The organism is Oligoflexia bacterium (genome assembly GCA_035326705.1).
In the GTDB taxonomy this organism is placed as follows: Bacteria; Bdellovibrionota_G; JALEGL01; order JALEGL01; family JALEGL01; genus JALEGL01.
The window spans coordinates 208,746-220,665 of sequence record DAOLES010000003.1 but is presented as its reverse complement, the minus strand read 5'-3'; the positions used below and the strand labels follow the sequence as shown (position 1 = coordinate 220,665).

Sequence of the window (11,920 nt, the reverse complement as noted above, 5' to 3'; positions counted from 1 at the left end):
GGAGAAAGTATGATTCAAAATAATATTTTAGAATGTATAGGGAACACACCAATTGTTCGCTTAAATAAGATTGGTCAAAACTTTCAACACGAGCTCTTAGTAAAAGTTGAATTTTTTAATCCAGGTAGTTCAATCAAAGATAGAATTGCCAAGCAAATGGTTGAAGATGCTCTTGCAAATGGAAGATTAAAAAAAGGTGGAACAATTATAGAGTGCACTTCAGGTAACACAGGTATGGGGCTAGCAATGGTGGCGTGTGTTATGGGCTTTAAATGTATTTGTGTTATGCCTGATAAAGTGTCTAGCGAAAAAATAAAAATTTTAGAAGCCATGGGCTGTAAAGTTGTAGTTACTCCAACGGCTGTTGAGCCAGATGATCCTAGAAGTTACTATTCTGTAGCAAAAAAACTGGCAGAAGAAACTGAAAACTCATTTTATGTTAATCAGTATCATAATCCATCCAACCCAAAGACCCATGTTTTGAGTACTGGACCAGAAATTTATCAGCAACTAGGAGGGGAACTTGATTACTTGGTTGTTGCAAGCGGAACAGGGGGGACATTATGTGGAACTGCAAAATATTTAAAAGAAAAGATTCCACACCTTAAAGCCATTTGTATAGATCCGATAGGGTCTATATATTATGATTATTTTCAAACAGGTGAGATACCCAAAATTGTTACCAGTTATAAAGTTGAAGGTTTTGGTGAAGACTTTATGCCAGGTACTATAGATTTTGATTTAATTGATGACGTGATTCAAGTGTCAGATAAAGAATGTTTTGATATGGCAAGAGAATTGGCTGCTAAAGAAGGTATTTTTGCTGGAGGATCATGCGGTGGAGCTATTGCTGGTGGGCTTAAAGTTGCAGAAAAAACCGAAGGTAAAAAAAGAATTTTGATGATTTTACCAGACAGTGGTTCACGTTATATCAGTAAATTTTATGATAATGATTGGTTAAAAGAAAACGGTTATTTATAATATGGATAAAACAAAACTTAATTTTGCAAGTAAAGCTATTCATGTTGGACAAGAGCCAGATGAAAAAACGGGTTCGGTTATTGTTCCATTGTATCAAACCAGTACCTATGCACAAAAATCTCCGGGTGAGCATATGGGGTATGAGTACTCACGTACAGATAATCCAACAAGACATGCTTATGAACAATGTTTGGCTTCCTTAGAGAACGCAAACTATTGTGCTAGCTTTGCTTCTGGGATGGCAGCCATTCATTGTATTGTTGAAAGTTTAGAAAAAAATGTAAATATTGTCTGTAGTGACGATGTCTATGGTGGAACGTTTAGGCTGTTTGATAAAGTGTTTACCAAACATGGCTTAAAGTTTAGCTACTTAGATTTTTCTAACTTGAATGAAGTAGAAGAGTTTTTTAATAAAAATAAAGTGGATGTAAGTTGGATAGAAACTCCCAGTAACCCCATGTTAAAACTCATTGATATCAAAAAATTAAGCAATTTGTGTAAAACTCATGATGTTAAATTGGTTGTAGATAATACTTTTGCCAGTCCCTTCATTCAAAACCCATTGAATCTAGGAGCAGATATGGTCGTTCACTCAACAACAAAATATATAGGTGGGCACTCTGATGTAGTGGGTGGCGCAATTATGTGTAATGATGCTAATTGGTTTGGAAAAATTAAGTTTTTACAAAACTCAATTGGGGCAGTGCCATCGGCGTTTGATACATGGTTGTCATTGAGGGGTGTGAAAACTTTAGCTTTAAGAATGCAAAGACATTGTGAAAATGCAAGCAAGATAAGCAATTTTTTAAAAAACCACAGTAAAGTTAATCAAGTTATTTACCCAGGGATAGAGGATCACCCCAATCATGGCTTAGTCCGTGAACAGATGCAAGGGTATGCTGGCGGGATGCTAAGTGTTTATCTTGATATGAATTTAAACCAAACCAAAGCTTTTTTGAGCCATTTAAAGCTTTTTATTTTAGCGGAAAGTTTAGGAGGAGTAGAGTCACTGATTGAACATCCAGCAATCATGACACACGCCAGTCTTCCTGCTGAAAAAAGAAAAGCTTTAGGTATAACGGATGCCTTTATACGTATATCTGTGGGTATAGAAGATATTGAAGATCTACAAAACGATCTTCAATATGCACTTTCTAAAGTTTAGCTCTAATAGTATTAATATCTAAATCAACATTGTGTTCTGAAGTGGACATTTTTATAAATTAAAGTAGAATTTATTCTATGATATATATTCTATTAGGTTTATTGTTGTTATGTATAAGTATTTTTTTAGGCATCTACAATCGCTTGGTTCGGTTAAAAAACAGGTACAAGAATGCATTTTCACAGATTGATGTACAGTTAAAAAGAAGGCATGATCTTATCCCAAATTTAGTTGAAGTCAGTAAAAAATACATGGAGCATGAAAAAGAGACTTTAACTGCGGTCATTCAAGCAAGACAGCAAGCTTCAGGTATTGTTAATCAATTAAAGAATAATTTGGGTGATACTGGGTTGCTGGAAAATTTAGCCAATGCAGAAAATGCGTTAAGTTCAGGTTTAGGCAAGTTATTTGCAGTTATGGAAAACTATCCAGATTTAAAAGCCAATGAAACAATGGCTCAGTTATCTGAAGAACTTAAAAGTACAGAAAACAAGATTTCCTTTTCTCGACAGTCTTATAATGATTCAGTGATGACTTATAATACTGCAAGAGAGATTTTTCCAAATAATATGGTTGCAGGTTTATTTTCTTTTACACCCGTTGCGCAACTTAAAATTGCAGAGCAAGAGCGCAGTACACCAAAAGTTAAATTTTAATTTTGGATTTTTTTAATCAACAAATAAAAAGAAAACAAGCATCACAGCTTTATATTTTTTTATTTATATCTGCTGTATTAGTCATTAATTTAGCTTTATGCTTATGTTCAGATCTTGTATTAAAAGCCTCTATTGAAAGTAGAGCACAAAGGTATTTTCTTGTCAGTACAGTTTTTTTAATTACGTTAATAATATCATTTTTAAAAATGCGTTTGGGTCCAGCAGCCAATGCAAATACAATTATGCAATATTTAGGGGCTAAACCCGTTTTAGGTAAAAAACTTTCAAACAAGCAATCAATTTTAAAAAATTGTGTTGAAGAAATGGCAATTGCTTCTGGTGTTCCATGTCCAAATATTTATATTTTTGAAAATGAAACGGGAATGAACGCTATGGCCAGTGGTTACAGTATTCACGATAGTGCTATTGCAATCACACAAGGGTGTTTAGATCATTTGAATCGAGATGAAATACAAGCAGTGATAGCTCATGAGTTTGGACATATTTTGTCAGGGGATACTAAAATGAATATGTTGATGTTGGCCTCTTTAAATAGCATCAATTCTATTTATCTTTTTGGAAAATTTTTACTCTCTCCAGGTAAAAGAGCAGTTAGAGTTAAAGGCGGGTTGTATCAAATTTTTTTAGGCTTGGTTCTTATGTTGATAGGCAGTTTAGGGCAATTGTTTTCTAAAATTATTAAAGCAGCATTGTCTAGGCAAAGAGAATATCTTGCGGATGCCTTATCCGTTCAGTTTACTCGTAACCCAAGTGCATTAACAGGAGCACTTAAAAAAATTGGTGGAGATCGGTGGGGCTCTCAATTATTTAACTCTAATATTGAAAGGGTGAGCCACATGTTATTTTCTGATCTTCATTTAAATCATAGCTTTGCTCCTTCAATTTTAGCTTCTCACCCAAGTTTGGAAAGTAGGATTAGAGTGTATGAAAAAGCATTTGATGGTGTTTTTCCACAAACCAGAAAAAAAGAAGTAACTCCGGGGGTTGAATCACAATGGCTACAAGATAAACCATCTATTATGCTTGGAGGCATGATTTCTCCCATTGATACCTTGTACGCGGCCCATTTTTTAAATGACTTAAATTTAGATGGATATCATTGGTTAAAGTCTTCTGAACATTTAAAAGCTAAGCTTTGTGCAATTTACAGTTCAAAGAACAAAACAATGCTAGATCAGCAAAAAGAATTTTTAAATCATCATCTCTTAGAAGATGAATTTAAAATTTTTATCAAAGCCAATGATTTTTTTAGTAAGCATAGTTACAATGAAAAAATTGGTATGCAGGATTTGTGGCTACCATTGCTTAAGAAGCAAAGACATGACTATTTATTTGAGATTAATGATGTAATAAAAAAAATTATTGATCATGATGCTAAAGTATCTTTGTTTGAGTGTGTTGCCTATCAAATTTTTAAATTGAATTGTTTACCTAGAGAAAGATCTAAAAGCATTAAATTAAAAATAGATAAGGCTGTGGTTATAGTTTTATCTAGCTTAAGCTATGCAGGTCAAAGTAAAAACATTAAAGATCAAGAAAGTGCATTTTTGTCAGGAATGAAGTTTTTCTATCATCATGGGCAGTATAAGTTATTTGAAAAACATGAATTTAGGCATGATATTTTGTTACTAGCCTTAGAAAGTTTAAAAAAACTTGCATTTTATGAGCGTCAAAAGCTATTAGCGGCAAGTTATAAAACTATCAGTTATGATGAGAAGGTATCAGAAAAACAAGCAAGTATTTTACGGCTGTTAGGGGAGTATTTAGAGATTCCAATACCAATATCTACATATCAAAATATTATTACGAATGCGAAAAAGTCAATGAATAAGCTTTAAAAACTTGTTTTAAACTCTATACCTAGACCTAGACCATTTTTATCAGCTAGGAAACCATTGTACCTATATTCAGCAACAACATACAGTTGTTTATAAAAATTAATGCCCAGCTGGTGTTCGGTTACAGTGATGGTGGAGTTGTCACTGAAATTGTGATCAAAAAATCCAGATAAGTACATACGTTTGCTAAGTTGTTTAGGGAAAAGCAACCAATAGTAGTAATGTTCTATTTGCCACCTATAGCCTGGGAGGCTATCTAGTTGTAATGGGTACCAGTTAAGAGTGTAGCTTAAATGGATGGTTTTAAAGAAATCTTTTAAAAACTTTGTTTGCGAAATATTCCAACCTGCTCCTGCACGTAATGTATCGTTTTGGCTCCCTCCAGCGATTGCCCATTGACCAACGAAATGTAATGGTGTGTTATTGAACATTGCCCAATATACGTTTTGTTCACTGTAAAATGTGGCAATATCCTCATTGTCTATTCCAAATTGGGACTCAAAGTTTGTAAATGAAAAATATTTTAGTTTTGATGAAATATTAATGCCCAACTCTAAAGTGTAAACACTCAGGTCTCTTGTGTCATAAGGGTAAAGGTTAAAGTTAGCGAAACCTGATGATTTAGCAAGTAAGGCTGAAGAAAATAAAAGAGCAAGTGCAAAAATATGTTTCATATAAGATTGAATTAACAAAAAGATTTTTTTTGGTAAACAAGAAAGTTAGTTTTTATCAATATACCTAATAGTAAAAAGCGAGATAAGTTTACATATGCTATTTTTTATACTCAGTGAGGTGAAAGAGATAATAGTTGTTGCATATCCAGTTTTTATCGAGGTCGTTAACGATGTGTGGGTAACGCGGTACTTTGATTTTCTTGAAGGTTTTGTAACTCTTTGGGCAACTGAAACAATACATCTTCTTTAACAAAACTAAAATCTTCTTCCTCAAAGCCTAAAGGTTTAAGTTTCTCAACCACTTGTTGAACCAAATACTCTGGGGCAGAAGCTCCTGCAGTTAAGCCTATGGTCTTTTTGTTATCTAACCAAGAGCTTTCTATTTCATTGGCGGAATCAACTAAGTATCCTGAAACACCAAGACTGGTTGCAAGTTCGGCCAACCTTTTTGAATTAGAGCTGTTTTGTGAACCAATGACCAAGAGTAAATCAATACCTGCTTTGACCAAAGCACGTACAGCATCTTGTCTATTTTGAGTAGCATAACAGATATCACCTTTTGGGGGAGTGGTGAGCTTTGGATATTTTACTTTTAATGCATCAATTAAAAAATTGGCTTCATCTACACTTAACGTGGTCTGGGTTAAAGCAACCACTTTTTCAGGGTTAATATTTTTTAAACGGTCTATATCGGCCAAATGACCAACAATCTGAATGATATCAGGGGCTTCACCAAAGGTACCTTCTACTTCTTCATGCTCTTTGTGGCCAATAAGAACAATAGAATAACCCAATTTTTTGTATTTATGGACTTCAGAATGAACTTTGGTCACAAGTGGACAAGTGGCATCAATAATTTTGAGTCCTTTGCCTCTTGCTTCCTCCCTAACCTGTGGAGAAACACCATGTGCACTGAAAATAACCCGGCTGTTTTTGGGTGCTTCAGATAATTCCTCAATAAAAACAACACCTTGGTCTTTAAAAGATTGAACAACAGATTGATTGTGAACAATTTCTTTTCTTACATACAAAGGCGTGCCATAATGCTTTAAGGCAAGGTCAACAATATCAACTGCCCGGACGACGCCAGCACAGAAACCACGAGGTGAAGCTAGGAGAAGTTTTTTCATGTTTAGTACTATTAGAAGAGATTTAGTGTGGATGCAAGCTTTGTTTTTGTTCTTCCTTATACCTTTCTACCACCAAGCTCAAACCTACGCCAATGACGGACAAGTTTTAAGTCAGAGTGTAAAAAAAATTTTTGTTGAGGCTGAAAATAAAAAAGATTTTTCTGAGCAATTTGTACAGCTCAATTCTTTGTCTACTCAAGATAAACAATCTTTACTGAGGGTTTGGGAATCACCAGCCTATCCATGGAAATGGCGGTGGCTGAGTGTGATGTATATGGCAGAATATATGATGCCCAGTGCAGAGCAAAAAATAGTTCAAGGTTTACAAGATCCGCTGTTTTTAATCCGTTTAGCCAGTATTAAAGCTTTAGCTGTACAAGATAATCTGGAAAAATATCAAGAGCAGCTCATTCAATGTTTAAAAGATGATTCATTGGTTGTGAGAAAAGCAGCTATTAATGCACTTTCTATTCAACCCAATCAACAAGTCTTACAAGCCGTTGAAAAGGCAATGTTTGATGATAAAAATCGCTTGCAAAATCAACAAGATCTAATGGGTATACTGCAAAGTATGTTGGAGATAATTGTTCGTTACAATGATAGGCAATCCATTCATACTTTAGCCAAACTCATCAAGCGCAGTAATATTGAATCTGAATTTAAAATTCAGGTATGCAATGCTTTAAAAAGCTTGGTACAAAACAATTCTTTGAAACTTGAACAAACGATAAAAGAACAAAGTGATTGTGCATATCAATGGCAACGTTGGTACCAACAACACCAAAGTAGCATTTAAGCAGTTTTTATTATTGAACTGAAATGTACTGAATCTCAAGGACTAGAGTGTGTTTAAGGGTCATTTTTTTTTAGGCTTATAATATTGAGGCTTTGGGTTTCTTTTGAAAAAAGCATACCTACAGTGTAACCTGATGAAGTGAATTCATAAACATCACTTTTTTTAAAGTAGTTCTCTGGTTTTTGAGCAACGGCTTCAAGTTGCTGACTTAAGGCTAAAATGGTTTGTGCCCTTAAAGTATTAATGGTGTCAGCGATGGGCTTATTAAAAAATACAGTGGGAGCATTGTTAGTGTTACTTGGTAATGAGCTGCTTAAAGATAGTATAGAACTACTTTTTATGTTTTTTTCGGTTAAAAATGCACTGATAGCTTTACTGGTTGATTGAATATAAGCTGGGGGTGAAGTAAAAGCTGCTTTTAAAGCCGGTTTTTTTTGATAAATAAACAAGCCGGTTAAAATATAGAGTGCTAGTACGACTAAAGGTTTAAGGTATTTTTCAAGTAAAGAAGGTGCAACTTTCCATGGAGTTACTTTTTTTAATTTTGAAGATTGAGCATATTTTGAATGATCAAACTGACCATTTTTATTGTCATTGAATTGATTGAATGAAACATAATCTGTATTATTTTGTAAAGCTTCGTTAAGGGTTTCAGTTAATTTTGGCTCATAAAAAACAGTGCTTAAAAACGAAATCATATCCGCGTGATTTACACTTCCATAACGATCAAGTAAGAAGTTTTCTAGATCTATACCAAACTCTAGAGCCCCTTGGTAACGTGTTTGTAAATTTCTTTCTAAGGCTTTCATAATGATATCTGACAGCTCAAGAGGGACCTTTTGATTAATGATGTGGGGAGGAGCAATTTTTGCTAATCTTACTTTTTTAATGAGCTCCATAGGGTCATTGGCTGTATAGCAAGAGTGCAGAGTTAACAACTCCCATAATACAATACCTACTGCAAAAACATCTGATCTAGGGTCAATCGCTTTTCCAGAGGCTTGTTCAGGAGACATATAAGAAAACTTGCCTTTAAGCATTCCTTTTTCTTCATCACCAGGTTTAGCAATGGCTTTAGCAATACCAAAGTCTAAAATTTTTACATTGCCATCAAAAGAAATCATAATATTTTGTGGTGAGATGTCTCTATGTACAATTTGTAAAGGACGTTGATAATGATCACATTTATTATGAGCATAATGAAGCGCATGCAGTGCTTGACAGGCTATATGAACACAGAGTGCTACTGGGAGAGATTTTTTTTGGATAATACATGCCCGTAAAACAGATTTTAAATCCTTTCCCTCAAGATATTCCATGGCTAAAAAATATTGATTGTCTATAACACCAAAGTCATAGATGGGAATAATGTTGGGATGATTTAAAATAGAGGCTAAGCTGGCTTCCTGGATAAACATGTTAACCAAGCTTTTATTCTGTGAAAACTTGGTGAGCATGCGCTTTAATGCAAATCGTTTGTTAGGGTGTTTTTTATGGTGAGCAAGAAAAACTTCTGCCATACCCCCTGTACCAATCTTTTCAGAGAGGATGTAGTTCCCAAGGTATTCTTTTTTTTCTGCCACTTGGTCCTTTACTTATCCAGTCATTAACTTTGAGTACTGGAGGATTGCGCCAAGTAATTTTGAATTTGTTGAAGCAGATTTTTTTGTATTTCACCTCCAGGCTTGGTTTCTACCCAACGGTATAAAGATCCTTGAAAATCCAGTTGCCCAGAAATCACGTCAGTGTAGTATTGTTCTTTTGAATCAATGGTAATGACTGTTCCTTGCTTGCTGGGTTGCACGGTAACTTTCATTTTGTAACGAATTTTATAAGGTATTTTTGATTCTCCATAACCTGAAAATAATCTTGAAGATTTGCCAGTAATCCAGTCTGTGATGATGAGGCCATGTTCACGACGACTAACCAAGATAGGGGTATTGATGGCATTGAGAACTTCATTGGTGGCTTCCCAAGTATCTTTGTAGCTGTAACCATAAATTTGCTGAGTACTGTAACCAGCAGTGTCGTTTTTTTGTACATAAGGTTCTGCAAATTGTTTTTTTGAGTTTAAGCATGCGCTCAAGCCCGGCAAGACAAGAAGGACCATTAAAAAACTTAGTTTCTTCATTTCATTATTATGGCATCTAAAATGCCTGGAGCCAAGTTTCAAGTCATGCTATGAACATATTTATTATGAATAAAAGTGATCTGGTGGAAGTCTTATATGAACAGCAGAAAAAAAGAGGAATATCTAAGGCGGCAATAAAAGACTTTTTAGAAAGTATGACTGATCAAATGGCTTATATGTTAAAAAGGTATAAAAAAATAAGTCACCCGGCTTTAGGTGTTTTACAAGTCAAAAAACGTACTAAAAGACTGGCAAGAAACCCACGAACAGGAGATATGATAGAGGTAGAAGAGAAAAAACATGTTGTATTTAGACCTTCTACGCGTGTGAAACAAAAAATAAATGAATCTTAATGTTCTTCTAAGTCGTATTTTTTGATTTTTTCATGCAATGTTGATTTAGCAATGCCTAATTTCTTGGCAGTTTCTGTTTTATTCCAATTGTTATTGTTAAGTTCTTCAAGAATAATCTCTTTTTCAACATCCTTTAATGTTTTTGAAACCTTTGGAATTTTATTCAGCGTGCTATCAAATTCATAAGAAGTTCTATCAGCAATGCCTAAAGGTGAGAAATTAATATGTTCGTCTTCAATTTGTCCTTCATTAGCAGCAATTTGGGCTCTTTGAATAAGGTTTTTTAACTCGCGGATATTGCCCGGCCAAGAGTGGTTTTTGAGCAACTCAAGAGCACTTTGAGAGATTTTATTTTTTTCATTTAAGAAATACTCTACAAGAAGAGGGATATCTTCTTTTCTATCTCGTAAGGCTGGAATATTAATAGGAACAACAAATAAACGGTAATATAAATCTTCCCTGAAGGTTCCTTTCTTTACACAGTCATGCAAGTTTTGGTGGGTAGCTGCAATAATACGAGTATTGATAGCAATGGTTTTATTGCTGCCAACACGCCTGATTTCATTGTTTTCTAGAACACGCAACAGTTTGGGTTGCAGTTCAAGTGGGAGTTCGGCTATTTCATCTAAAAAAAGTGTCCCGTGATTGGCTTCTTCAAAAACACCTTTGCGTTGGCTAAGCGCAGAAGTGAAAGCTCCTTTTTCATGACCAAAAAGTTCACTTTCAATCAAGTCTTTTGCAATGGCACCGCAGTTTAAAGTGATATAGCGCTGCACAGCTCTGTTGCTAACTTTATGAATGGCTCTGGCAATTAATTCCTTACCAGAACCAGTTTCTCCTTGGATTAAAACATTTGCATCAGATTGACTCATGCGTTCAATCAAAGCAAAAATTTGTTGCATGCTTTTATCTTGAGAAATAATGCTATGGTATTTTTGTACAGGCAATGCTTTAATTTTTTCTAAACTCTTCTCAGAAGAAAAACGGAAATTATGTTTACCTACGGAAATGATTGAACCATCGTTGAGTGGGGCTTCAAGAATTTTGTTGTTGTTGAGTAAAGTCCCGTTGGTACTGTTAAGATCTTTAAGATGAAATTGCTTGTTTTTATACTCAAGTTTACAATGAAAATTAGAAACATACTCTGAGTCTATAACAATAGTATTGGATGCAGCTTTACCTATAGATATCATGTTTTCTGTTAAGTCATAACTGGTTTGTGTGTTTAGGCATTCCAATTGTGAGGTTTCAGTGAGTATTTCTCCATTGTCTGGCTTATAAGAAATAACCTTGGTTGGAGCCGTGTCAATGATTTGTGTTGCAGCTTCAGACCGTTCTTGGCTTTGTAAAAAGAAGATAGTCCATTGCCCAATTTTAATGCAATCTTGGGGTCGAATAACGCTACTGCTGATTTTTTTATCATTTAAAAAGGTACCATTGGTTGATTTATCAGTGATGATGAACTCATGATCATTGTTTTTGGTGATCATAAAGTGTACACGTGAAATATCTGGATCAGGGAGGCAAATATCGTTGCTTGCAGCTCTACCTACACTGGTTTGGTTTTGTTTAAGAACGACTTGCATGGCCTCATCTTGACCTTTTTGTAAATTCAATTGATACATACCTTGTATCTTAGGAAAAATGTCAGACTCAATAAAGAAAAATAGTGATCGAATGAATTTTATTTGTAATTCTTTATTTATAGGTCAGTCTTCATTATGATGAAAACAATGAAAATAAAACTATGTATTGTAAGTGTGTTATTTAGTTTTTTAAGTTTTGCGGCTGATCAGGCAGATATTCAAGTGATTCTTAAGGGCTTTAAATCTGATGAAGGACAAGCAATGTTGGCTTTGCATAATACCAACAAAACATTTTTAAAAAAGAAAGCCCCATTTAAAGGAGCAAAAGTTACAATCAACAATAAGACAGCAGAGTATATTTTTAAAAATGTGCCATATGGAGAGTACTCGATAGCTGTTTTTCACGATGAGAACTCAAATATGGATTTGGATGCAAATTTTCTTGGCATACCCAAAGAAGACTATGGGTTTTCTAATAATGCTTGGCGTAAGTATGGACCACCTAAATACAAGCAGACTTTATTTACGGTCAATGCTGAAAAAGTTAACATGGAAATTATAATCAAGTCAGGGATAGAAAAAGAGTAAG

General features: G+C 34.6%; 12 protein-coding genes. 7 read left to right on the top strand and 5 right to left on the bottom strand.

All coding sequences use genetic code 11. The features are described 5' to 3' along the window. Positions 1–9: 9 nt before the first annotated feature. From PKC21_06010 to PKC21_05995, 4 genes are all read left to right on the top strand, one after another. Positions 10–981 (top strand): cysteine synthase family protein, encoded by a 972-nt coding sequence (locus PKC21_06010; protein HMR24889.1) that lies wholly within the window; start codon positions 10–12, stop codon positions 979–981. 1 nt (position 982) lies between these two features. Further along, a complete protein-coding gene (locus PKC21_06005; protein HMR24888.1) occupies positions 983–2,146 on the top strand; it encodes a PLP-dependent aspartate aminotransferase family protein in 1,164 nt (387 codons plus the stop codon). Between the two features lie 77 nt (positions 2,147–2,223). Continuing rightward, entirely contained in the window at positions 2,224–2,802 is a 579-nt protein-coding gene (locus tag PKC21_06000; protein ID HMR24887.1) for a LemA family protein, read from the top strand. Between the two features lie 2 nt (positions 2,803–2,804). Beyond that, positions 2,805–4,661, top strand: coding sequence for a M48 family metalloprotease (locus tag PKC21_05995; protein HMR24886.1), 1,857 nt, complete (start codon positions 2,805–2,807; stop codon positions 4,659–4,661). Here the strand turns inward: PKC21_05995 and PKC21_05990 are convergent. Together PKC21_05990 and ispH are read right to left on the bottom strand one after the other, a co-directional pair. Further along, complete coding sequence (locus tag PKC21_05990; protein ID HMR24885.1) at positions 4,658–5,335, bottom strand: hypothetical protein; 678 nt, start codon at positions 5,333–5,335, stop codon at positions 4,658–4,660. The genes PKC21_05995 and PKC21_05990 overlap by 4 nt on opposite strands. Before the next feature lie 164 nt (positions 5,336–5,499). Further along, entirely contained in the window at positions 5,500–6,465 is a 966-nt protein-coding gene (gene ispH, locus PKC21_05985; protein HMR24884.1) for a 4-hydroxy-3-methylbut-2-enyl diphosphate reductase, read from the bottom strand. On the opposite strand from ispH, the gene PKC21_05980 reads away from it, so the two are divergent. Beyond that, positions 6,464–7,261: a HEAT repeat domain-containing protein gene (locus PKC21_05980; GenBank protein ID HMR24883.1), complete on the top strand. Its 798-nt coding sequence runs from the start codon at positions 6,464–6,466 to the stop codon at positions 7,259–7,261. The two genes, ispH and PKC21_05980, sit on opposite strands and share 2 nt — an antisense overlap. Positions 7,262–7,314: 53 nt before the next feature. Here PKC21_05980 and PKC21_05975 read toward each other — a convergent pair whose 3' ends face one another. Next, on the bottom strand, positions 7,315–8,844 hold the full coding sequence (locus PKC21_05975; GenBank protein HMR24882.1) for a serine/threonine-protein kinase: 1,530 nt from the start codon (positions 8,842–8,844) through the stop codon (positions 7,315–7,317). A 23-nt stretch (positions 8,845–8,867) separates the two neighbouring features. Further along, positions 8,868–9,392: an outer membrane protein assembly factor BamC gene (gene bamC, locus PKC21_05970; GenBank protein HMR24881.1), complete on the bottom strand. Its 525-nt coding sequence runs from the start codon at positions 9,390–9,392 to the stop codon at positions 8,868–8,870. A gap of 65 nt (positions 9,393–9,457) precedes the next feature. Between bamC and PKC21_05965 the strand changes: the two genes are divergently transcribed. Continuing rightward, on the top strand, positions 9,458–9,745 hold the full coding sequence (locus PKC21_05965) for an HU family DNA-binding protein (protein ID HMR24880.1): 288 nt from the start codon (positions 9,458–9,460) through the stop codon (positions 9,743–9,745). On the opposite strand, the gene PKC21_05960 is transcribed toward PKC21_05965, so the two are convergent. Further along, positions 9,742–11,370 (bottom strand): sigma 54-interacting transcriptional regulator, encoded by a 1,629-nt coding sequence (locus tag PKC21_05960; GenBank protein HMR24879.1) that lies wholly within the window; start codon positions 11,368–11,370, stop codon positions 9,742–9,744. The two genes, PKC21_05965 and PKC21_05960, sit on opposite strands and share 4 nt — an antisense overlap. Positions 11,371–11,466: 96 nt before the next feature. On the opposite strand from PKC21_05960, the gene PKC21_05955 reads away from it, so the two are divergent. Next, positions 11,467–11,919 carry a DUF2141 domain-containing protein gene (locus PKC21_05955; protein HMR24878.1) on the top strand — a complete coding sequence of 151 codons (453 nt, stop codon included), beginning with the start codon at positions 11,467–11,469 and terminating at the stop codon, positions 11,917–11,919. The last annotated feature ends 1 nt before the right edge of the window (position 11,920 follow it).